We start from the raw sequence: 22,163 nt of genomic DNA on the forward strand, positions 1-22,163 counted from the left end.
TCATTATTCTAAATAAATAGATTATGACTTAGGAGCACGACCCGCACGTTTACGCTCACTTTCAGTTAAGTGACGCTTACGAATACGAATGTTCTCAGGAGTAACCTCTACTAGCTCATCATCATCGATAAACTCAAGCGCTTGCTCAAGTGTATAATCTAGAGGTGGTACAAGTGATTGTGCTTCATCAGTACCTGATGCACGAACGTTAGTAAGTTGCTTACCTTTAAGCGCGTTAACTGTAAGGTCGTTATCACGGCTATGAATACCGATAACCATACCTTCATAAACTTCAACACCGTGACCGATGAATAAACGGCCGCGCTCTTGTAAGTTAAATAATGCGTTAGTCAGTGCTTTACCTGTTGCGTTTGCAATCATTACACCGTTCTTACGAACACCTAGCTCGCCACCTTTGTGTGGACCGTAGTGATCGAACGTATGGTAAAGTAAACCAGAACCTGATGTTAACGTCATGAATTCAGTTTGGAAACCGATTAAACCACGGCTTGGGATCATAAAGTCCATACGCATACGGCCCTTACCATCTGGTGCCATGTCAGTAAGTTCACCTTTACGAAGACCAATTTGCTCCATGATAGAACCTTGATGCTCTTCTTCACAGTCAATTGTTAGTGTTTCATACGGTTCTTCTAACACACCATCAACAGTACGTAAGATTACTTCTGGACGAGATACAGCAAGCTCGTAACCTTCACGACGCATGTTCTCGATTAAGATACCAAGGTGTAATTCACCACGACCCGATACACGGAAGCTATCTGGATTACCAGTATCTGCAACACGAAGTGCTACGTTGTGTACTAATTCTTTGTCTAAACGCTCACGAATATTACGTGATGTTACAAACTTACCTTCTTTACCACAGAACGGAGAGTTATTTACAGAGAATGTCATCGTTACTGTTGGCTCATCAACACTTAGTGGTGGTAATGCTTCAACATTGTTAGGACAGCAAATCGTATCTGAAATCTTAAGCTCGCCAAGACCAGTAACTGTTACGATGTTACCAGCGAACGCTTTATCCGTTTCAATACGCTCAAGGCCGAGGTAGCTTTGTACTGAACCAATCTTACCGTTACGAGTCGTGCCGTCAGCACTGATAACTGTCACTTGTTGGTTAGGCGCAACAGAACCACGTTTGATACGGCCGATACCGATTACACCTTTATACGAGTTGTAATCAAGCTGAGAGATTTGCATTTGGAAGTCACCTTCAGGATCTGCATCCGGTGGTGATACTTCGTCAACGATCATCTTAAACATAGGTTCCATGTTGTCTGATGGCTCGTCTAAATCTAGTGTTGCCCAGCCATTGATAGCTGATGCATAGATTACTTTAAAGTCTAACTGTTCGTCAGTTGCGCCAAGGTTGTCGAATAAATCAAAGATTTGATCCATAACCCAATCTGGGCGAGCACCTGGCTTATCAATTTTGTTGATAACAACGATTGGCTTTAAGCCTTGCGCGAATGCTTTTTGCGTTACGAAACGCGTTTGTGGCATTGGACCTTCTTGAGCATCAACAAGTAATAATACTGAGTCAGCCATCGAAAGTACGCGTTCAACTTCACCGCCAAAGTCGGCGTGTCCCGGGGTATCTACGATATTGATATGGTAGTCATTCCAAGAGATGGCCGTGTTTTTAGCCAAAATGGTAATACCACGTTCTTTCTCAATGTCGTTTGAGTCCATCACGCGCTCTTCGTTACCGCCGCGTGTTTCTAATGTACCTGATTGCTCAAGTAGTTTGTCAACTAAGGTTGTTTTACCATGGTCAACGTGCGCGATAATCGCTATATTTCTTAACTGTTCGATGCTCATATATTTACTCAGAGAAGTTTATTCTCATTGATCCTGCAAGATCTACGCACTCATCTGCGTTTTCACCAGATGTCCCAGCATAGGATTTAAAAGGGCGCATATTATCCCTCATTAATGACATGGATGAAAGTTTATCCAATATAAATTTGAAAACTTTCTCAATACTTTCAGTAAGTATCTGTTTTATATATGACAATTAAATGAATAAAATTCCATTTATTTATTAAAAACCACTTTTTGAGCTATTTTTAGGATCTTTTTGGCACTATTTAGCATTTAGGTTATGCTGATTTTGAGCGTTTAAAAGATCAGCAAAATATAGCTTGTAAATATTGCACCAAAATGAAAATAATGCGCACCAAAAAGGTGCGCGAGCGTATTTTTGTTTACGCCCTGTATATTTTTTAAGATTATAAACAGTTAGTTATAAACATGGCACAGAATCAGCTTACTAGAATGCAAAAGCAATTATGCAGCAATAATAAAACCCAACAGTTGGAGGACACATGTCACAATCGGTTTTAGATTTTATTAAAGAAAATGACGTTAAGTTCATTGATTTACGCTTTACTGATACAAAAGGTAAAGAGCAACATGTTTCTATTCCTCATCACCAAGTTGATGAAGACTTTTTTGAAGACGGTAAAATGTTCGATGGCTCTTCAATCGCAGGTTGGAAAGGCATCAACGAATCTGACATGGTATTAATGCCAGTTCCTGAGTCAGTAAAACTTGACCCTTTCACTGAAGAAACAACACTAATCGTACGTTGTGACGTGGTAGAGCCTTCTACACTACAAGGTTATGAACGTGATCCGCGTTCTGTTGCTAAACGCGCTGAAGAATATATGCGTTCAACAGGTATCGCTGATACTGTATTATTTGGCCCAGAGCCAGAATTCTTCCTATTTGATGACGTTAAATACAAATCAGACATGTCTGGTTCTATGTACAAAATCGATGCAGAAGAAGCATCATGGAACTCAGATAAAGAATACGAAGGCGGCAACTCAGGCCATCGTCCAGGTGTTAAAGGTGGTTATTTCCCATGTTCACCGGTTGATTCATCTCAAGATTGGCGTTCAGCTACGTGTCTAGTTCTTGAAGAGCTAGGTCAAGTTGTTGAAGCGCATCACCACGAAGTTGCTACAGCAGGTCAAAACGAAATCGCTACTCGTTTTAATACTATGGTATTAAAAGCAGATGAAATCCAAGAAATGAAATATGTTATTCATAACATGGCTCATTTATATGGCAAAACAGCGACATTCATGCCTAAGCCTATCGTTGGCGATAATGGTTCTGGTATGCACTGTCACCAGTCTTTAGCTAAAGACGGCGTTAACTTATTCGCAGGCGACAAGTACGGCGGTCTTTCTGAAGATGCACTTTACTATATCGGTGGTATCATCAAACACGCTAAAGCAATCAATGCGTTTGCTAATGCGTCAACTAACTCGTACAAGCGTTTAGTTCCAGGTTTTGAAGCACCAGTAATGCTAGCTTATTCAGCTCGTAACCGTTCAGCTTCAATCCGTATTCCAGTAGTACCATCTGAAAAAGGTCGTCGTATCGAAGTACGCTTCCCAGATCCAACTGCTAACCCTTACCTAGCATTTGCATCTATGCTTATGGCTGGTCTTGACGGTATTAAAAACAAGATCCACCCTGGTGATGCAATGGATAAAGATTTATACGATTTACCAGCAGAAGAAGCAGCTGAAATTCCAACAGTTGCAGCGTCACTAGACGAAGCGCTTGCAGCACTAAGTGCTGACCGTGAGTTCTTAACTCAAGGTGGCGTATTCACTGATGACCTAATCGATGCATACATCGCACTTAAATCTCAAGAAGTTGAAAAACTTAACATGACAACTCACCCAGTTGAGTTTGAAATGTACTACAGCGTTTAATGCGCTGTAGCTAAAATTATCTAGTTATAGATAATATATGTGTGTTCTCAAGGCCCGTTTTACGGGCTTTTTTTATGGCAAAATGTTTCATTCTCCACTAGAGTTTAATTAGTGCAAAAAATGCAGGATTAAAGGGTGAAAACAAAGATTTTGGTATTGCTGACGCTAATTTTATTCAGCTTTTATGGCTATGCAGCCGATAAAAAAATTTATACATGGAAGGATAAAAATGGCGCAGTGGTTTTTTCTGACACTCCAAAAGTCGGAGCGCAGGAAGTAAAATTAACCAGCCAAATACTTTCTATGCCTACCACCAATACAAGTATTTTAGATGAAACAAAACCTATCGCCAAAAAAAGCTTTAAGATTGAAGTAGCATCGCCTGCCAACGAAGAAACAGTGAGAGAAAATACCGGTTCAGTATACGTTACTAGTCGAGTCTCTCCGCGCTTTGAGAATGGCTTTAAGATTCAGTTATTCGTTGATGGTACCGCTTACTCAGCACCCGGTAGCAGTAGTACCTTTGCACTTCGTAATGTGGACCGAGGTGAGCATTCCTTGCAGGTTAAATTATATGACCCCAAAGGTAATGTGTTATCGGTAAGTCCAACAAGTGTGTTCTTTATGCATCGGCAGTCGGCATTATAGTCTGGCGCTTTTTTTATAATGACACACTCAGTATAAATATATGTGCTAAGCTGCTAAATATCATCAACGCACTAAAATGGTGCAAACATGCCCAACAATAAAAAATTTAACCCCGAGTTACTAACCAGCATATGGAAAAACCTCACCACTGCGGTGATGTTACTGGATAATAAATTTACCCTAGTCTACGTTAATGACAGTGCCAGTGAGCTTCTAGGGCTGGGGCCAAAGCGGACGCTTAATCAACCGTTCGATAATCTATTTAACTACCATTCAATTGACTTAAAGCGTATTGCTCAGTATTCATTAATGGATGGTGTAGATTGCCACCAGCATAGGGCTGACGTGGTGTTCATCGACTCTCGACATGCAAAGTTAGCAATCAGTGCCAGGCGTTTAAAACTTGAAGATGAGTATTATTTGTTATTTGAGTGCCGCCAAACTGATGATGAAATCCGCCATGATCAAGCATCAAATCAAATGCACCAATATCAAGCCGCACGTAATCTTATACGTGGTCTTGCTCACGAAATTAAAAATCCTTTAGGCGGAATTCGCGGAGCGGCGCAATTATTGCAGTATGAGGTTGATCAGCAAGAGCGGGATCAGTGCGCTGAGCTTATTATTGAACAAGCTGACCGTTTGCGTGAGCTTGTCGATAGACTCCTAGGTCCGAATCAATTACCACAAAAGTCATACGGTAATATTCACCAAACCTTAGAGTCTGTTGTAAAACTAAGTATGCTCGATAGCAATGCGAATATCAGCCTAGAGAAAGATTACGACCCAAGCATACCTGACGTATTTATAGACCAAGGTAAAATTCAGCAAGTCGTATTAAATATTGTTCGTAATGCACAACAAGCACTAGTTGATGGTGGAGTGATTAAACTGAAAACTCGCATCAGTCATAGACAGCGCCGCCCCGGTAAAGCACCAAAAAAAGCTTTGCTGATCCAAATATCAGATAACGGACCAGGTATTGATAGCAATATTAAAGAAACCTTATTTTATCCGATGACCACCAATAAAGAAGGCGGATCGGGCTTAGGGCTTTCAATTGCTCAAACTTTAATAGATCAACATAATGGCTATATCGAATGCGATAGCTGGCCTGGTCATACAGAATTTAATATATATCTGCCTTTTGTGGATTAATGAGTTTGGGAGTGCCCATGAAAACAGTTTGGCTTGTTGATGATGATGCGTCTATTCGCTTTGTTTTAGAAAAAGCACTTTCTCGTGCAGGGTTTAACACTGAGAGTTTTGCCAATGCACAAGACGTTTTAAGTGCGCTGAAGTTTAGCCAACCAACCGTACTCGTCTCTGACGTACGTATGCCCGGTATGGATGGCATGGCATTGCTCGAGCTAATAGCCGAGCAAAACCCAGGTTTACCGGTGATAATAATGACCGCTCATTCAGATTTGGACTCAGCGGTTAATGCGTTTCAAAAAGGAGCTTTCGAATACCTTGCTAAGCCATTTGACTTAAATGAAGCGGTTGCTTTAGTAGAGAGTGCTTGTCGCGCAAATTCAGCGAAAAAAACCAAGCGTAAAGCAACTCCCCCTAAAAGTGCCCATATCATTGGCGAAGCACCAGCAATGCAAGAGGTATTTCGTGCCATTGGTAAGCTCTCAGCTTCGAGTATGAGCGTATTAATTAATGGTGAGTCAGGCACAGGTAAAGAGCTCGTTGCAAGTGCGCTGCATAATCACAGCCCCCGTAAAGAAAACCACTTTATCGCCCTCAATATGGCCGCTATTCCAAAAGAGTTAGTTGAATCTGAACTATTTGGTCACGAAAAAGGAGCGTTTACCGGCGCCGACAGTGTTCGTAAAGGTCGCTTCGAGCAGGCTAACGGCGGTACTTTATTTTTAGATGAAATAGGCGATATGCCATTAGACGTGCAAACACGTTTACTGCGGGTATTAGCAGATGGAGAGTTTTACCGCGTTGGGGGCCATCAAAGCATCAAAGTTGATGTGCGTATTATTGCCGCAACCCACCAAAACCTTGAAGACTTGGTGAAGCAAGGGAAATTTAGGGACGACTTATTCCACCGTTTAAATGTGGTAAGACTGCGCCTTCCTGCACTACGTGAACGTACCGAAGATATTGAAAGGTTAGCTCAACACTTTCTGCATAAAAGTGCGAAAGACTTACAAGTAGAAAGCAAAGTACTTAGCCCAAAAGCCACAGAGCTATTACGTTTATTTAGTTGGCCTGGTAACGTACGACAATTAGAAAATACCTGCCGTTGGTTAACAGTTATGGCACCGGGTGAATTAGTCAGTGAGCAAGATCTCCCACCAGAGATCCTCGAGGCAGAAGTATCACAACAAGAAGGTGATTGGCTCGACTCATTCCAGCAATGGCTGAATCAGGAGCTAAAACATGGAAAGCAAAATATTTGGCCAAACGTGCAAGCGCAATTAGAAACTCGCTTAATCAAAACCGCGCTCGCAAATTGCTCTGGGCACAAACAAGAAGCGGCGGTAAAAATTGGCTGGGGGCGTAATACATTGACCCGCAAATTAAAAGAGCGCAATATTAGCTAATTAATGTCGTAGCTAATCATACTTATGAAGTTAATCGAACATATTCCATTAATAAAACAAATGGAAATTATCAATCGGCTGAATTTTTTTAAAGAGTTTACTCTCAATGAACGCCAAGTGCTTCTAGAATCATTCAGCCATTTATATTTAGTTGAACAAAACCGTTTTCTGTTTAAGCAATATGACAACGACAAACAGCTTTATATTGTACTCAGTGGCGCAATTTTAGTATTTAAGCACAGTCACTTAGTTGATTTAGGCACAATAGAACCCGGAGAGTTTATTGGCGAAGGTGCGTTTATCAATAACCGCGAACGCAGCACCAGTGCACGTGCCAAAAGTGACACAATCGTATTAGCTATAACCCCCGAAGCACTAACACGACTCCCCAATGTGATCCGCGAAAAAATAAAAGACCGCATTATCGAAGGTATGAGCGAACGCATTGCCAAGCTTAGTGAGCACATAGAAAACCACAGCTAAAAGATAACTTAATCCATATACACAACTTGCAGCGAGCAATTTAACCATTGTGGCCCTTCAATGTGTGCGTTATAGCGAAATGTATCTGAGGGTTTTTCACCAAAAGGAGTGGCAACCAAAGGGCTTAAATGCGTGTATGACTGCGAAGTATCTCTATAATTGATGACTAAATAATTTTCATAACGCTGCCAAACTAACTGAGCGCGGGCACCATTTACTAAAGCAAATTCAACCAAGTTATCAACAAATTTAACTTTGAGACCATTGTAGCGATCTTCAACGCAACCAGTAGTTCGCATTTGTTCTGGCACATTAAAACCTAGCTCTATTTGCTCACCACGCAAGTAAAAGCCAATATTGCCATTGCTATAATGATGATTTGCTGCCGACACATAGTGTATCTGTGGTTGATAGCCCATTGCTTGCATAATACCAGCAAGCTGCTCGGTTTCAGCTGTGAGTAGCATATCTTCGGAAGTTAACAGTGTCGCAGCTGCAAACTCTTTGGGTATCGGTAATTGAATAAACTGATACGGTAATGGTTGTTGCTGTAAGCGTATTGTTAGCTGTTGTTTTTCTAGCTCTGTTAACGCTTGCGTGTATACATATATTGTTGGTTGTTGGCACGCAGTTAGTAATAACAACATGCAGATTAAAATTCCATTTCGCATAACACCTTCAAAGGATTACATTTGTAGTCTATTGGAGGTGGTACTGTAAAGCAACTTAATTTATTTGGCTATTTAACCATGCATCGACACTTTGACGGGTATATAGCACATCTTTAAACAAACGGTGGCGCTCAAACTTTAGTAAGCGCTCTTTGTTATTATCACCGCTGACTAGCTGACTATGGTTATCATTAAATCTAGAAATAACCGAAAAACCTTTTTGATTACTATGTGAGTGTTGTTTCACAACGTTAGTAAGGTGCGTTCTAACATCATCAGCAGTTAACATATCCGAGTTATTTAAACCCATTAACTCTTTTCGCATTGCTAATCTTACGCCCATTTCCTACTCCATTTTCAATGTAAACGACTTACATTTAGTTACTACTATCTAGCATTGATAATTTTTTGAATCATCTATTGGCAAATAACAGGCCAAATTTAAGAGCTGCAGCTTAACCTTCAATTACTGCAGTTTTTTTAAAGACCCTAAAAAAAGTGAAAAAGTTTAAAATATAAATCAGCAAACCGTGACCTACAGTACAAGCTGTGGTGCAAAACTCGCTAGATGCCTTTATAATAAAGGCTATGCCCTACCTCAACGAGATCAAAGATGAACGACGAATACATTGAAATTGAATTAGAAGAAGAACCTATTGAACTTTGCAAACTACTCAAAGTTCTTGATTTAGTTGAAGGTGGAGGCCAAGCAAAAAACCTAATTAGTGAAGGTTATGTTGGCGTTAACCATGAAATATGTACAATAAAACGGAAAAAATTATACAGTGGCGATGTACTGGAGTTTGATGGTGAATGGTTTCAGTTGACCTTGAGTGAAGACGCAATACCAACACCAAGACCTGAACTGAATGCACAACCAGAAGTTATAACTAAAGCTGCTCAAGCTCCCGCTGCAACGACTAAGAATAAACGTAAGCGAAACAAAAAACCAAAGGTGGATGAAAAAACTGGCCGCCGCCCTATTTCATTTGGTTAATTAAGTTCTTCGCATACTGTTACTTGTAAAGTAAGCATCTCTCGTCTTTAATTACCTTTTTAAATAATGTTAAAAAGGTAATTATGACTGTTTCCACACCAGCTAGCTGGTTAAAAAGTGTTGCTTGGGCGGCCCTTGTTTGGAATTTATTAGGCGTTTTAGCCTTTGTCATGCACATGCTAATGACACCAGAAATGATAAGTAAACTGCCTTTAGATCAACAAGCTGCTTATTCAAACACGCCTCTTTGGTCTACTATCGCATTCGCAATTGCGGTTTTTGGAGGCTGCTTAGGCGCAGTATTCTTATTACTAAAAAACTCTCTAGCGCGCACTGTTTTTGCTCTATCTCTGTGCGCTATAATTATTCAGCAATTCTATAACTTTATAGTTATCAACAGTATTAAATTATTAGGCGTTAGCGCAGTTTTTATGCCTCTACTAGTTGTGATAATCGCAATCGGGTTATTAATACTCAGTCATAAAGGCATACAGCAAGGGTGGTTAAAATAAGCTCTAATACAACCTTTGTTTTAGCTATTGAAAAATTCAAAATAAGCATCACTTCATTTAATAGAAGTGTACAAAAATAATACATATTTATTTTGGTATACACTTTGCAATTACACATATCATTACGAGGTTAAATTTTACGATTTAAGGATATTCACCATACCGGTATCATAAAGGGGCATATAATGAGCAATAGTTTTGACACCCAAAAACAACTCACAATTAACGGTGAGCAATTTCATATTCATTCACTACAAGGACTCGGTGATAAAGCCAAACGGCTGCCATTTTCGCTCAAAGTTCTACTAGAAAATCTATTACGCAATGAAGACGGCGTTAATATTAAAAAACAAGATATTGAAGCATTACTCGATTGGGATCCACAAGCGAAACCAAGTGCCGAAGTAGCATTTACCCCGGCGCGTGTGGTGATGCAAGATTTCACCGGCGTACCCGCGATTGTTGATTTAGCTGCTATGCGTGATGCCATGGAAAAGCTAGGAGGCGATCCAGCAAAAATTAACCCACTATCTCCCGCTGAGCTCGTTATAGACCATTCTGTTCAAGTCGACGGTTACGGTGATGATGGTGCATTTGATTTAAATGCCAAACTTGAATATGAACGCAATAAAGAACGTTATGAGTTTTTACGTTGGGGGCAAACGGCGTTTGATAACTTAAAAGTTGTGCCACCAGCAACCGGTATTGTCCATCAAGTCAATTTAGAATATTTAGCACGTGTTGTATTTAATGAAGAGCGCAACGGCCAAAAGTTTGCCTACCCTGATACGCTCGTTGGTACTGATTCTCACACGACTATGATCAACGGCTTAGGTGTACTTGGTTGGGGTGTAGGTGGTATTGAAGCTGAAGCAGCCATGCTTGGTCAGCCAATTAGTTTATTGATCCCGCAAGTTGTTGGTATGAAGCTCAATGGCCGCTTACCAGAAGGCACAACTGCAACCGACTTGGTATTAACCGTCACTGAAATGCTACGTAAGCATGGTGTGGTAGGTAAGTTTGTCGAGTTTTATGGTGATGGTCTTGCTGATTTACCATTAGCCGATCGAGCAACTATTGCCAATATGGCGCCTGAGTATGGCGCAACCTGCGGCATCTTTCCTATTGATGATGAAACCATAAATTATCTGCGTCTGACAAACCGTGACGAAACCCAATTAAAGCTCATTGAAGATTACGCGAAACATCAAGGGTTATGGCGTAATGCTGGCGATGAAGCTCACTACACCGATAAGCTCGAATTAAAACTTGATGATGTTGTGCCAAGTCTAGCTGGCCCTAAACGCCCGCAAGATAGAATCGCCCTTGATAAAGCAGGCGATATCATTGGCGAACACTTAAAAAGTTTTCAAGATGAGCGAATGGCAACACGAGATAAGAGCGATGAGCAGCAGGCTCGCATAGAAAGTGAAGGCCCAACCACCAACCCAGATGAGCCGGTAGACGAAGCGCAGTTTATGGGTGCAGCCAAAGTGAAGTTTAAAGGCCAAGAGTTTGAATTAAACGATGGTGCCTGTGTTATTGCAGCAATCACGAGCTGTACAAATACCTCTAACCCCAGTGTTATTTTAGCAGCAGGTTTAGTGGCTAAAAAAGCCAAGCAGCTCGGCATTAACGTAAAACCATGGGTTAAAACATCGCTTGCACCCGGTTCTCAAGTGGTGACTGACTACCTTGAAAAAGCAGGCCTAATGGATGACCTAGAAAGCTTAGGCTTTAATTTGGTCGGTTATGGCTGTACAACGTGTATCGGTAACTCAGGCCCGCTTGCAGATGAAATTAGCGAAGCTATTCAAAAACACAAATTAGTTGTTAGCTCTATTTTATCGGGTAACCGTAATTTTGAAGGGCGTATACACCAAGACGTTAAAATGAACTTTTTAGCCTCGCCTCCGCTTGTGGTAGCCTATGCCATTGCTGGGCGTACAGATATAGATGTATACAACGAGCCATTAGCGCAAGATGAGAACGGAAACGATATTTACTTGAAAAACATCTGGCCAAGTGTGAGTGAAGTAAATGAACTAGTTAAGAAAACAGTCACGAAGGAAATGTTTGCTAGCAGCTATGGCAATGTTTACAAAGGCGATGAGCGTTGGCAACAGATAAAAATTCCTGATGGTAAGTTGTATGACTGGAATGATGCATCCACTTATATCAAAAAAGCACCTTTCTTTGATGGCATGAGCGTTGAACCACCTGGCGTGCCAACAATTAATGGCGCACGTTGCTTAGCAAAGCTTGGCGATTCGGTTACTACTGACCATATATCACCTGCAGGTGCAATCAAAGCCAGCGCCCCAGCTGGTGAGTATCTACAACAACACGGTGTTGAAAAAGCACAATTTAATTCTTATGGCTCACGCCGTGGTAACCATGAAGTAATGATGCGTGGCACATTTGCTAATGTGCGGTTAAAGAACTTACTTGCCCCTGGCACCGAAGGTGGTGTAACACGCACCCAGCCAGATGACGAACTTGCCAGTATTTTCGATGCGGCAATGGCTTACCAACAACAAGGTGTGCCATTAGTTGTTCTTGCTGGCGCTGAGTATGGTACAGGCTCATCGCGAGACTGGGCTGCAAAAGGCTCTTTATTATTAGGCGTCAAAGCTGTTATTGCGCAAAGCTATGAACGTATACATCGCTCTAATCTAATTGGCATGGGGGTATTACCCTTGCAATTTAAAGATGGCGAAAGCCATGAGTCATTAGCACTAACAGGGCAAGAGCAGTTCGATATAGAAGGCTTATATGATAAAACCAACGAGGTGAGTGTGATAGCGACTAACGCTGAAGGCAAAAAAACTAGCTTTAGTGCTGATGTACGTATTGATACACCAAAAGAGTGGGAGTACTACAAGCATGGCGGCATCTTGCAATATGTATTAAGAAACATGCTACAAGAATAGTACATGTTTGCCGAGGGGCTTTATATTAAAGCCCCCTGTTCTATCCTAGTTTGTTGTTGATCACTGAGTATTTTCGAGAGTCGTGTTGCGCTGCTCGAGTTGTGATTTAACCTGTTCAGCATCATCAAAGAGTTTTTTAATCACCATAGGGTCATAAGCACTTGTAGGCGTTGGGCTTAATGAAATCCCCCCTGACTTTGCACTCCCTTTGAGAATAGATGTATCTTCAGCTGCAACAACAGTGACATCGTTGGGGTCCAATATTATTTGCTGGCTCTCGCCATTAGGATTAGGTTTATCAGAGTAATGCCATTGCCCAGAGTCATCCTGCCATTTATAAATAGTAGTGGGTGAAGCGATTGGCTCAGAAGTCACTTTTGCAACGACTTTGCTACTTGTATCTGTAACCAGTTTTACAGCTTGATCGAGTGCATCATTTGAGAGTGCAACGACCTGCTCCTTTAACGCACCTGACTTAGTTGTCACTTGCTCTGTGGTTAACCATGTTTGCCCATCTGGGCGCTTTAGATAAAATAGTGCAACAACGCTGAACAATAATATCATCACTGTTAAATACGCAAAGTACTTCATTTTCAATCCCTTGGGCTAGTTTTAAGCGAACTCCATAACTACCATCATTGGTAGCGAGCAATAATTCTATCAAGCTCACCACTATCTTTCAGCTTTTTTAAAAAAATATTAAATGCCTCTGCGCGTTCTTTTCCTCTTGGGGTATGAGAAAATTGCAATTGTAGAGGAGCTTTACCTACGTTAAATGCACTTATATTAAGAGTTTTAAACGCTGGGTACATTTTGCAATACCAGTTGAACACAGCTCGAGACATTACAGCAAAGCGCTTAGCTTTATTTGTATCAGATCGCAGACTTTGCAGCATAGCTAGATCCGAATAAAAGTTTTCGCGATGAATAACTTTATTTTTAACTAACGCCTCATATTCTGGATAAGTATAACCATAGTGGCCAAGTAAAACCCCAGAGATGAACTCATTTTGGCTAAGGAAGATACTAGGGTCAACCTCACGGCCAACTATAACCACATCTTCGATAGTGACAATACCATCGCTCCAATAGTATTTATCGCTATCCACTTGCCACAGTTCGGATTCCATTCGAGCATCAACATCATTATCATGCACTAACTTAGCTGAACGCATTTCAGGCACAAACACATATTCAAGCTCATACCCTAGCTCAGCTGAAAACTGAGAAATTACTTGATTCAGAATGCCTCTACTGTGTGTGTTAGTAAAATGAAATGGCGGGTAATCTTCATCGGGCAATGCTACACGGAAAGTGTCGGCAAACACTGGCTTAAATATTATCAATAATAATACAACAAAAATCTGTTTCATAAATGAGTACGTATAAAGTCGTAGTGACTAAGTATACTGTAGTCAAAAATGAAAAACGCAGCTAGGCTGCGTTTTAGGAATATTCAGATCACTATTTAGGATTAGATCCCATCACCATCAATATGCAGGCCACATTCACGGTTTAAACCAAAGAAACGTGTTTCTTCTTCGGTCATTCCAGGCTCTAACTTACGGGTAGTATGAACATCGCCCATAGACACATACCCTTCTTCCCAAAGAGGGTGGTACGGTAAATCATGCTTAGTTAAATACTGATACACATCACGGTTCGTCCACTCAATAATTGGATAGACTTTCACTGTGCCACGGCTGATCTCAATAATCTGCTTATCAGCACGGGTAGACGCTTGGTCACGGCGTAAACCACTAAACCAAGTCCTAGCATCAATGTCTTTTAACGCGCGAGTCATGGGCTCTACTTTATTAAGCTGATTGTATTGCTTAATACCAGCCTCACCTTGCTCCCATAACTTACCATACTTAGCTTCTTGCCATGCTGGGCTTAATTCAGCTTTATACACTTTTAAGTTCAGTGATAAACGCTCTGTCATCTGCTCAATGAACTGGTAAGTTTCAGGGAATAAATACCCTGTATCAGTCAGTACTACTGGTATATCTGGACGCTGTGTTGTCACTAAGTGCAACATCACAGCAGCTTGAATACCAAAGCTTGATGATAAAAACTGCGTCTCAGGTAAGTTTTCAAGCGCCCAAGCAACACGTTGTTCAGCGTTTAAGTCTTTTAGTAAGCCATTAGCATCTGCAAGCAACGCCGCTTGGCTTTCTTTATCGAGCTGTAATATGTTTTTAAATTCACTCATAGTAAATTCCAAACCTCAACAAGCGAACTTGCTTGCTTTTAAATTAAGCGTGAAAATCGCTCACTGATACTTTAACTTCAGCAACAATGCCTTTACGAATAACAAAGTCACCAAAGCATTCACCGTCGTTACGCTCACTTGCCCATTGACCAATTAGTTTGTCAAAGGCATCTAGGTAAACGTCTTCGCCGACATTTTCTAAATACAATTTAGGAATACGTGTGCCTTCAAGGTTGCCCCCTAAGTACACGTTATATTTACCAGGGCCTTTACCAACTAAGCCTGCTTCTGCCAACATGGCGCGACCACAACCATTAGGGCAACCTACAACGCGCATAATGATGCTGTCATCAGGGATGCCATGCTTGGCTAGCAGTGCTTCGGTTTTCTCAATTAAGCTTGGTAAGTAACGTTCAGCCTCAGCCATTGCTAATGGACAGGTTGGTAATGCCACACACGCCATAGAGTTTTTACGTTGCTCAGAGTCTTTATCGTCAATCAAACCGTGGTTACGGGCGATTTCTTCAATCACCGCTTTTTGATCCGCTGGCACACCGGCAATAATCAAGTTTTGGTTCGCCGTCATACGCATATCACCTTGGTGAACTTCAGCAATTTTACGACAACCGGTTTTTAGTGGCTTATCTGGGTAATCTAAAATACGGCCACTTTGAATAAATAGTGTTAAGTGATGTTTGCCATCAATACCTTCAACCCAACCAATACGATCGCCACGATGAGTAAACTCATAAGGGCGACTCGGTGCAAACTTAACCCCTGAGCGTGCTTCAACTTCCGCTTTAAATACATCACTACCTACACGATCTAAGGTGTATTTAGTTTTTGCATTTTTACGATTTGAACGATTACCCCAATCACGCTGTACCGACACAACATGCTCAGCAATTTTTAACGTGTCTTCTAGGGTAATAAAACCAAAGTCGTCCGCTTTACGTGGATACGTAGCAGTATCGCCATGAGTCATAGCAAGGCCACCACCGACTAACACGTTAAAACCAACTAGCTTGCCATCTTCTGCAATTGCTACAAAGTTTAAGTCATTTGCGTGTACGTCCACTTCATTATTCGGCGGAATAGTTACTGTCGTTTTAAACTTACGTGGTAAGTAATTCGAGCCTAAAATTGGCTCTTCAGTGGTTTCTGCCTTTTCACCATTTAACCAAATTTCAGCATAAGCTTTGGTTTTTGGTAATAAATGTTCTGAAATTTTTGCAGCCCACTCATACGCTTCTTGATGAAGTTCAGACTCAACTGGGTTAGTGGTACACAATACATTACGGTTCACATCACCTGCGGTTGCAATTGAGTCTATACCCACGCTATTAAGCATTTGGTGCATACCTTTAATATTAGGCTTTAGCACACCGTGAAACTGAAACGTTTGACGCGTAGTTAGGCGGATACTACCGTAGCTGGTTTTCTCATCGGCGAATTTATCAATCGCAAGCCACTGCTCAGGCTTGATAATACCGCCAGGCATACGCGCACGAAGCATCACATTGTGTAATGGCTCAAGCTTTTGCTTAGCACGCTCACCACGAATATCACGGTCATCTTGTTGATACATTCCGTGGAAACGAATTAACTGAAAATTATCCGCGGTAAAACCACCGGTGATATCGTCTTTTAAATCTTGCTCTATGGTGCCACGTAAAAAGTTACTTTCTCTTTTCAAACGCTCGTTATCAGAAAGCTTTACGTTTTTATCTTGTTCGCTCATGTTTAATCCTAAATTTGTTACAGTGACGGCTGTTAACTTTTAACAAAGTAAGCAACGTTTAACTTTAGTAAACGTCTTTCTGATAGCGATTTGCGCTACGTAAGTCTTTCAAGTACTGATCTGCATCTTCAAAGCTCTTATCGGTATTTTCGCTGATGATATCAACCAAGGCATTGTGTACATCTTTCGCCATACGGTTTGCATCACCACAAATGTATATGTGCGCGCCCGCTTCTAGCCATGCAAATACCTCTTTACTGTTTTGGCGAAGCTTGTCTTGTACATAAACTTTTTCAGCTTGGTCACGGCTAAATGCCACATCGACTTTACTCAATAGGCCTGATTTTAAATAACCTTGAATCTCTACTTGATACAAAAAGTCTTGCGTAAAGTGCGGATTGCCAAAGAACAACCAGTTTTTACCCGATGCTTCACGGGAATCACGCTCTTGTAAAAAAGCGCGGAACGGCGCGATACCCGTACCAGGACCTACCATGATCACAGGTGTATCGTCATTGCTTGGTAAACGGAAGTTGTCATTATGCTCACTAAATACTTTAACCTTGCAGCCTTCTTCAGCACGGCGGGCTAAGTAACCAGAACAGCCACCTAAATGCTCACTACCAAAAGCGTCGAACTCAACAAGACCAATCGTTAGATGGACTTCGTCTTCAACCTCAGCTTGGCTTGAAGCTATTGAATATAAACGTGCTTGCAGCTTACGCAGGCAATCAACAAGGGTTTGTGCTTCAATTTTTGCTGGATTTTGGCGGATCACATCAAATATTTGACGAGGTTCTATGTATTCGCGCATTGCCGCTTTATCTTCTACTAGCTTTAATAGCTCAGGTGTACCAGTCGCAACTGCGTATTTTTCAACAAAGCCTGGGTAGGATTGCGTTAGCTCTAATTTTTCAATTAATGCATCGCGAATACTTAGCTCTTCATCACCAATTTTAACTGGGCTTGCAGCATCTATTTGCGTCAGTTCAAGTACTTCGTCGACCAATACTTCATCATTTAAGAAGTACACACCCAGAGAGTCACCTGGGGTATAAGTAATATCTGACCCTTCAAGAGAGATTTCAACGTGGCGAACATCTTTGGTTGAATCACGGCCAGTAATCTTTTGTACCGTACTAAGCTCTGCCGCAAATGGGTTTTGCTTAGTGTATTGGCTGGCAGCTGCTGCTGGTGCTGGTGCGCCAAATGGCATAGAAACAACTTGGCCACCTGCATCTTGCTGTGCTTTTAAGTCAGGCTCAAAGGCATCTAATGCGCCGGTGATCCAGGTAGCGGCTTCATCATCGTAATCAACATCTAAATCAGCGCGCTGGTAAATAGTCTCTGCGCCTAATTTATTTAAGCGCTCTTCAAAATCTTTGGCTGTCTGGCAGAAGAACTCATAGCTTGAGTCACCTAAACCTATTACCGCGATTTTAACGCCATCGAGTTTAGGGGCTTTCTTAGTGGTTAAAAATTCATGTAATGTTTCTGCATCTTCTGGCGGCTCACCTTCACCGTACGTAGATACAACAACGGTCAAGAACTTTTCTTTTTTCAACGCCGTTGGTTTGTAATCAGCCATGCTCACTAATTTAACAGCTAAACCGCGTGATTCAGCTTGTTCTTTAAGCTTAGTTGCAACACCTTTTGAATTACCAGTTTGCGAACCATATAAAATAGTTAATGCCGCAGCTTCACCTGCACTCGGTGCTGCGCCCACAACACCACCCAGGGCTGCAGTATTAGCATTCGCAGCAAGGTAACCACTCACCCAAGCTTGCTGAATTGGATTAAGCTCAGCTACTAAACCTTGTAGCTTTTGTACTTGCTCTTGCGATAGCGGGCTTGCCGCTGCATTGAGTTGACCTAACAACATGAATTCGTCCCCGTAACCCTAAAAGTTAACTACAAAATGACCGCACTATTGAAATCACTTTGCCTAAAATTTGTTTCAACTTTAAAGCGCAAACGCCCGCTCCAAAGATTTCTCTGAGAGTGAAGAATAACGAGGTATGAGCGAATAAAAAAAGAATAGAATCTGCTTTGTTATTCCATTTAGTTATGAACTTAGATTATTTCCTGCAAAAACAGATTAAAGAAGAGTTTTAAGTTTTAAGTTTTAAGTTTTAAGTTTTAAGTTTTAAGTTTTAACATTGATACGAAACATCAGATATACATGCTTGTCTATATAAATATTGAGCCATCATTTCAGTGGTTGCGGGAGCCGGATTTGGATAGATGACCTTTGCTGGCTAATGGAGAGCTGAGACCGACGAGCTATCCATTTCACTGAATTTCAGACATAAAAACACTCATATAGAGTGTCGATTCATTATTACATTTTATTTCAGTTGGTTGCGGGAGCCAGAGTTTATGAAGAGTGGGCGCCTCACGCAGTGACGACGACCTTCGGGTTATGAGCAGCATCAACAAGATATTCACTGAATTTCGGACATAAAAAAACACTCATATAGAGTGTCGATTCATTATTACATTTTATTTCAGTTGGTTGCGGGAGCCTGAGTTTATGAAGAGCGAACCGACGACCTTCGGGTTATGAGCAGCATCAACAAGGTATTCACTGAATTTCAGACATAAAAAAACACTCATATAGAGTGTCGATTCATTATTACATTTTATTTCAGTTGGTTGCGGGAGCCGGATTTGAACCGACGACCTTCGCTGGCTAATGGAGAGCTGAGACCGACGAGCTATCCATTTCACTGAATTTTAGGCATAAAAAAACACGCTTTAGGCGTGTCGATTTAATAGAACTTGTTATTTCAGTGGTTGCGGGAGCCGGATTTGAACCGACGACCTTCGGGTTATGAGCCCGACGAGCTACCAGGCTGCTCCATCCCGCGCCTGAAATATGTATACTTATTTAACGTTGCTTACATTACAACGTGGCTGCCAACTCCCTAAAGAATTGGTTGTGGGAGCTGTGAAAGGTGAGGTGTGAACCGACGACCTTTATAAACTACCTACAGTAACCTCAAACCTCTAAAGGAAATTGGTTGCGGGAGCCGGATTTGAACCGACGACCTTCGGGTTATGAGCCCGACGAGCTACCAGGCTGCTCCATCCCGCGCCTGTATATTTTAAGTCTATCGACTACTTAATTTAATCTCTTAAGTTAGAGTTTTACAGCACCAAATTTAACGAAAAGAATTGGTTGCGGGAGCCGGATTTGAACCGACGACCTTCGGGTTATGAGCCCGACGAGCTACCAGGCTGCTCCATCCCGCGCCTGTAATTTCTTCTTAACAGTTTCGTGTTATTTACGAGCCTGTTTCGAAGAGAGCGCTATCATATAGCAATAAAATTAGAATGCAAGAGCTAAACCACTTAAAGCTGCTCAACCGAACAAAAAGCAAGCAAAGTAACGTTTAAAGCGCTCTTTGGTGTGGGCTTATCATTTTTTGAAACTCCCAATCTGGGTGTCCCATTACTATGAAATCAGGGTTCTCTGTGCTTTCACGTTGATTGTATGTGAGCGGATTAAACTCAGCATCAGTAATACACCCGCCCGCTTCTTCCACAATAATTTGTGATGCGCCGGTATCCCACTCACCCGTTGGACCAATACGTAAAAAGCAATCGGCTTTACCTTCAGCAACAATACATGCTTTTAAAGAACAAGAACCCACAGCAACCGTAGTAAACTGTGTATTTAAATATTGGCTCACCGCCTCAATCTTTTGTCGGCGACTGACTGCTAAAGTTAAGTTATCAGGTGTTGCCACGCTGATTTTTTCGTCAGTGCCGTCTATACGTTTGAAAGCGCCATTTTGATAACTCGCAAAATAAGTTATCCCCTTTGCAGGCCAATATATAACACCAAGCACAGGGCGGTTATTTTCAACTAATGCAATGTTTACGGCAAAATCTCCGCTTTCGAGTATAAACTCACCTGTGCCATCCATAGGATCAAGAAGCCAATAACGCTGCCAACCTTGCCTATCTGCAAGTGCTGGTATAGGTGTTTCTTCAGACATAATCGGAATGTCAGGAGCAAGTGCTTTTAATCCTGCAACCAGTACATCATTTGCGGCTAAGTCCGCTTTTGTTACCGGTGTATGGTCTGATTTTTGCTGCTGACCGATATCGTCTTTTTTATAAATTGCCATAATGGCCGCGCCAGCACTTTGTGCAAGCTCTATACATGGCTCTAGTAAATTATTCATTCGCAGCTCCTCGACTCAATGCGCTTCATTAATAATAGCAAAGCTGCAACGCTTCGTGCTTCTGTAAAGTCATCTTGTTGTAATAATGACTGCCATTGCGTTAATGGCCACTTAACCAACACCAAGGGTTCCGGTTCGTCACCTTCAAGTGTTTGTGGATAAAGCTGCTGGGCAAATAAAATGTGCATAGTGGCATTAAAATAACTTGGCGCCATCGATACCTTTTTTAGTGGTTCGAGTTGCTCGGCCCCAAAACCGACTTCTTCTTTGAGTTCTCGGTTTGCCGCTTGCTCTGGAGTTTCACCAGGATCAATTAGGCCTTTGGGAAAGCCAAGTTGATAGTCATTTGTGCCCGCACAATACTCACGCACCAACAGTAATTCATTATCAGCTGTTAATGGTACTATCATAACAGCACCTCGGCCGCCGCCGCGGATCCGTTCATATTGGCGCTGTTCGTTATTTGAGAACTTTAGATCTAAAGACTCAACCGTAAATAAACGACTTTTAGCAACAACATTATTGCTGAGTATTTGCGGTGGTGTTGGGTGCTTTTTCTGTGTCATCGGCATTAATTTGCTATCATGGCTTCTTACTACAATCATAAATCTTTTATAGAGAAATGCCTATGCTAAATTGGTCTAAAATCGATACTGTATTATTAGATATGGATGGTACTTTACTCGATCTTCATTTTGATAATCACTTTTGGCTCAACGTGATCCCCGAGCAACTAGCGATTGCGCAAAATATTAGTTTAGCAGAGGCTAAGGCTGAGATGCTAAAACGCTATGAAGCGGTTCATGGGCAAATTCAATGGTACTGCTTAGATTATTGGCAACAGCAGCTAAACTTGCCAATTATGGAGCTTAAGCGACAAACTCAGCATTTGATTAACGTGCGTGATGATGTGCCAGATTTTTTAACTGCGATGCGTAAAGCTGGCAAAGACCTCATTTTACTGACTAATGCGCACCCAGAAAGTGTGATGCTAAAATTTGAGCAAACTGATATAGATAACTATTTAGATGGCGTAGTCTCTACCCATCAATATGGTGTGAGCAAAGAAAGTCAGAGTTTATGGCAACAAGTGCAAGCTGATTTAAAGTTTGATAAACAGCGAACATTATTTATTGATGATAGCTTAAGCGTATTAAATGCGGCGAGAAAATTTGGTATAGGCCATTTATTAGCGGTTGCCAACCCTGATAGTAAGCAACCACACAATGAAATCAGCGATTATTTAAGTATTACTGATTTTAGCCAAGTACACCCCTAGCCTTTAGGATAACGTGCTTCAAGGCCTTGATATACTAGCTTAGCAAAATTAGCTTGCTCAGTATCAAGGCTTTTTACGACTTCAACTAAGTGCTCGTTGTCTTCTTGACCATGCCATACTTTGATATAGCTGCCATCTTTATAGCCGTGATCTTGACGGAAGAAGGAACTTA

At 41.5% G+C, this 22,163-nt stretch carries 19 protein-coding genes, 3 tRNA genes and 1 pseudogene; 9 read left to right on the plus strand and 14 right to left on the minus strand.

The genetic code is table 11. The annotated features are described in order from the left end of the window. Positions 1-21 precede the first annotated feature (21 nt). Positions 22-1,845, minus strand: coding sequence for a translational GTPase TypA (gene typA / locus NQT69_RS14965; protein WP_256828495.1), 1,824 nt, complete (start codon positions 1,843-1,845; stop codon positions 22-24). Positions 1,846-2,351: 506 nt separating this feature from the next. On the opposite strand from typA, the gene glnA reads away from it, so the two are divergent. The 5 genes from glnA (at position 2,352) to NQT69_RS14990 (ending at position 7,450) form a co-directional block, all read left to right on the plus strand. After that, on the plus strand, positions 2,352-3,758 hold the full coding sequence (gene glnA, locus NQT69_RS14970; protein ID WP_256828496.1) for a glutamate--ammonia ligase: 1,407 nt from the start codon (positions 2,352-2,354) through the stop codon (positions 3,756-3,758). A gap of 135 nt (positions 3,759-3,893) precedes the next feature. After that, complete coding sequence (locus NQT69_RS14975) at positions 3,894-4,406, plus strand: DUF4124 domain-containing protein (RefSeq protein WP_256828497.1); 513 nt, start codon at positions 3,894-3,896, stop codon at positions 4,404-4,406. Positions 4,407-4,493: 87 nt separating this feature from the next. After that, the gene (gene glnL, locus NQT69_RS14980; protein ID WP_256828498.1) at positions 4,494-5,564 is read left to right on the plus strand and encodes a nitrogen regulation protein NR(II); all 1,071 of its coding nucleotides are present in this window, start codon (positions 4,494-4,496) and stop codon (positions 5,562-5,564) included. A gap of 17 nt (positions 5,565-5,581) precedes the next feature. After that, the gene (gene glnG, locus NQT69_RS14985) at positions 5,582-6,967 is read left to right on the plus strand and encodes a nitrogen regulation protein NR(I) (RefSeq protein WP_256828499.1); all 1,386 of its coding nucleotides are present in this window, start codon (positions 5,582-5,584) and stop codon (positions 6,965-6,967) included. Positions 6,968-6,991: 24 nt separating this feature from the next. Beyond that, entirely contained in the window at positions 6,992-7,450 is a 459-nt protein-coding gene (locus NQT69_RS14990; RefSeq protein ID WP_256828500.1) for a Crp/Fnr family transcriptional regulator, read from the plus strand. 8 nt (positions 7,451-7,458) lie between these two features. Here NQT69_RS14990 and NQT69_RS14995 read toward each other — a convergent pair whose 3' ends face one another. Beyond that, positions 7,459-8,121 (minus strand): hypothetical protein, encoded by a 663-nt coding sequence (locus NQT69_RS14995; protein ID WP_256828501.1) that lies wholly within the window; start codon positions 8,119-8,121, stop codon positions 7,459-7,461. A gap of 55 nt (positions 8,122-8,176) precedes the next feature. Then, positions 8,177-8,464 (minus strand): hypothetical protein, encoded by a 288-nt coding sequence (locus NQT69_RS15000; protein WP_256828502.1) that lies wholly within the window; start codon positions 8,462-8,464, stop codon positions 8,177-8,179. A gap of 270 nt (positions 8,465-8,734) precedes the next feature. Here NQT69_RS15000 and NQT69_RS15005 point away from each other — a divergent pair, with 270 nt between their 5' ends. From NQT69_RS15005 to acnA, 3 genes are all read left to right on the plus strand, one after another. Next, positions 8,735-9,118, plus strand: a complete 384-nt coding sequence (locus NQT69_RS15005; protein WP_256828503.1) for an RNA-binding S4 domain-containing protein — start codon at positions 8,735-8,737, stop codon at positions 9,116-9,118. A gap of 83 nt (positions 9,119-9,201) precedes the next feature. After that, positions 9,202-9,630, plus strand: a complete 429-nt coding sequence (locus NQT69_RS15010) for a hypothetical protein (protein ID WP_256828504.1) — start codon at positions 9,202-9,204, stop codon at positions 9,628-9,630. Positions 9,631-9,815: 185 nt separating this feature from the next. Beyond that, positions 9,816-12,563 (plus strand): aconitate hydratase AcnA, encoded by a 2,748-nt coding sequence (gene acnA, locus NQT69_RS15015; protein ID WP_256828505.1) that lies wholly within the window; start codon positions 9,816-9,818, stop codon positions 12,561-12,563. A gap of 60 nt (positions 12,564-12,623) precedes the next feature. Here acnA and NQT69_RS15020 read toward each other — a convergent pair whose 3' ends face one another. The 10 genes from NQT69_RS15020 to nudE all read right to left on the minus strand — a co-directional run bounded on the left by NQT69_RS15020 (position 12,624) and on the right by nudE (position 21,284). Continuing rightward, positions 12,624-13,154 carry a DUF4124 domain-containing protein gene (locus NQT69_RS15020; RefSeq protein ID WP_256828506.1) on the minus strand — a complete coding sequence of 177 codons (531 nt, stop codon included), beginning with the start codon at positions 13,152-13,154 and terminating at the stop codon, positions 12,624-12,626. A gap of 44 nt (positions 13,155-13,198) precedes the next feature. After that, complete coding sequence (locus NQT69_RS15025; protein ID WP_256828507.1) at positions 13,199-13,936, minus strand: substrate-binding periplasmic protein; 738 nt, start codon at positions 13,934-13,936, stop codon at positions 13,199-13,201. Positions 13,937-14,037: 101 nt separating this feature from the next. Continuing rightward, a complete protein-coding gene (locus NQT69_RS15030; protein WP_256828508.1) occupies positions 14,038-14,778 on the minus strand; it encodes a phosphoadenylyl-sulfate reductase in 741 nt (246 codons plus the stop codon). A 43-nt stretch (positions 14,779-14,821) separates the two neighbouring features. After that, on the minus strand, positions 14,822-16,519 hold the full coding sequence (gene cysI / locus NQT69_RS15035; protein ID WP_256828509.1) for an assimilatory sulfite reductase (NADPH) hemoprotein subunit: 1,698 nt from the start codon (positions 16,517-16,519) through the stop codon (positions 14,822-14,824). Between the two features lie 64 nt (positions 16,520-16,583). Then, a complete protein-coding gene (locus tag NQT69_RS15040) occupies positions 16,584-18,401 on the minus strand; it encodes an assimilatory sulfite reductase (NADPH) flavoprotein subunit (protein ID WP_256828510.1) in 1,818 nt (605 codons plus the stop codon). 911 nt (positions 18,402-19,312) lie between these two features. Next, a tRNA-Met gene (locus NQT69_RS15045) sits at positions 19,313-19,389 on the minus strand. A gap of 150 nt (positions 19,390-19,539) precedes the next feature. Next, a tRNA-Met gene (locus NQT69_RS15050) sits at positions 19,540-19,616 on the minus strand. Positions 19,617-19,697: 81 nt separating this feature from the next. Continuing rightward, positions 19,698-19,774: transfer RNA gene (locus NQT69_RS15055), tRNA-Met, on the minus strand. Positions 19,775-19,914: 140 nt separating this feature from the next. After that, positions 19,915-20,712 carry a 3'(2'),5'-bisphosphate nucleotidase CysQ gene (gene cysQ / locus NQT69_RS15060; RefSeq protein WP_256828511.1) on the minus strand — a complete coding sequence of 266 codons (798 nt, stop codon included), beginning with the start codon at positions 20,710-20,712 and terminating at the stop codon, positions 19,915-19,917. Continuing rightward, on the minus strand, positions 20,709-21,284 hold the full coding sequence (gene nudE, locus NQT69_RS15065; RefSeq protein ID WP_372823329.1) for an ADP compounds hydrolase NudE: 576 nt from the start codon (positions 21,282-21,284) through the stop codon (positions 20,709-20,711). The genes cysQ and nudE overlap by 4 nt, the downstream gene beginning before the upstream one ends. A gap of 56 nt (positions 21,285-21,340) precedes the next feature. On the opposite strand from nudE, the gene yrfG reads away from it, so the two are divergent. Continuing rightward, positions 21,341-21,991, plus strand: coding sequence for a GMP/IMP nucleotidase (gene yrfG / locus NQT69_RS15070; protein WP_256828512.1), 651 nt, complete (start codon positions 21,341-21,343; stop codon positions 21,989-21,991). On the opposite strand, the pseudogene NQT69_RS15075 reads toward yrfG, so the two are convergent. Next, a pseudogene (locus NQT69_RS15075) lies at positions 21,988-22,158 on the minus strand (dUTP diphosphatase); the annotation flags it as partial. The gene yrfG and the pseudogene NQT69_RS15075 overlap by 4 nt on opposite strands. Positions 22,159-22,163 lie beyond the last annotated feature (5 nt).

This window comes from Pseudoalteromonas shioyasakiensis (assembly GCF_024518675.1).
In the GTDB taxonomy this organism is placed as follows: Bacteria; Pseudomonadota; Gammaproteobacteria; order Enterobacterales; family Alteromonadaceae; genus Pseudoalteromonas; species Pseudoalteromonas shioyasakiensis_B.

Coding starts and splice junctions, on each gene's coding strand:
- typA (WP_256828495.1), bottom strand. CDS start 1,845: ATGAGCATCGAACAGTTAAGAAATATAGCGATTATCGCGCACGTTGAC.
- NQT69_RS14995 (WP_256828501.1), bottom strand. CDS start 8,121: ATGCGAAATGGAATTTTAATCTGCATGTTGTTATTACTAACTGCGTGC.
- NQT69_RS15005 (WP_256828503.1), top strand. CDS start 8,735: ATGAACGACGAATACATTGAAATTGAATTAGAAGAAGAACCTATTGAA.
- NQT69_RS15010 (WP_256828504.1), top strand. CDS start 9,202: ATGACTGTTTCCACACCAGCTAGCTGGTTAAAAAGTGTTGCTTGGGCG.
- NQT69_RS14990 (WP_256828500.1), top strand. CDS start 6,992: ATGAAGTTAATCGAACATATTCCATTAATAAAACAAATGGAAATTATC.
- cysQ (WP_256828511.1), bottom strand. CDS start 20,712: ATGAATAATTTACTAGAGCCATGTATAGAGCTTGCACAAAGTGCTGGC.
- glnL (WP_256828498.1), top strand. CDS start 4,494: ATGCCCAACAATAAAAAATTTAACCCCGAGTTACTAACCAGCATATGG.
- cysI (WP_256828509.1), bottom strand. CDS start 16,519: ATGAGCGAACAAGATAAAAACGTAAAGCTTTCTGATAACGAGCGTTTG.
- NQT69_RS15025 (WP_256828507.1), bottom strand. CDS start 13,936: ATGAAACAGATTTTTGTTGTATTATTATTGATAATATTTAAGCCAGTG.
- nudE (WP_372823329.1), bottom strand. CDS start 21,284: ATGCCGATGACACAGAAAAAGCACCCAACACCACCGCAAATACTCAGC.
- NQT69_RS15030 (WP_256828508.1), bottom strand. CDS start 14,778: ATGAGTGAATTTAAAAACATATTACAGCTCGATAAAGAAAGCCAAGCG.
- glnA (WP_256828496.1), top strand. CDS start 2,352: ATGTCACAATCGGTTTTAGATTTTATTAAAGAAAATGACGTTAAGTTC.
- NQT69_RS15000 (WP_256828502.1), bottom strand. CDS start 8,464: ATGGGCGTAAGATTAGCAATGCGAAAAGAGTTAATGGGTTTAAATAAC.
- yrfG (WP_256828512.1), top strand. CDS start 21,341: ATGCTAAATTGGTCTAAAATCGATACTGTATTATTAGATATGGATGGT.
- acnA (WP_256828505.1), top strand. CDS start 9,816: ATGAGCAATAGTTTTGACACCCAAAAACAACTCACAATTAACGGTGAG.
- glnG (WP_256828499.1), top strand. CDS start 5,582: ATGAAAACAGTTTGGCTTGTTGATGATGATGCGTCTATTCGCTTTGTT.
- NQT69_RS15020 (WP_256828506.1), bottom strand. CDS start 13,154: ATGAAGTACTTTGCGTATTTAACAGTGATGATATTATTGTTCAGCGTT.
- NQT69_RS15040 (WP_256828510.1), bottom strand. CDS start 18,401: ATGTTGTTAGGTCAACTCAATGCAGCGGCAAGCCCGCTATCGCAAGAG.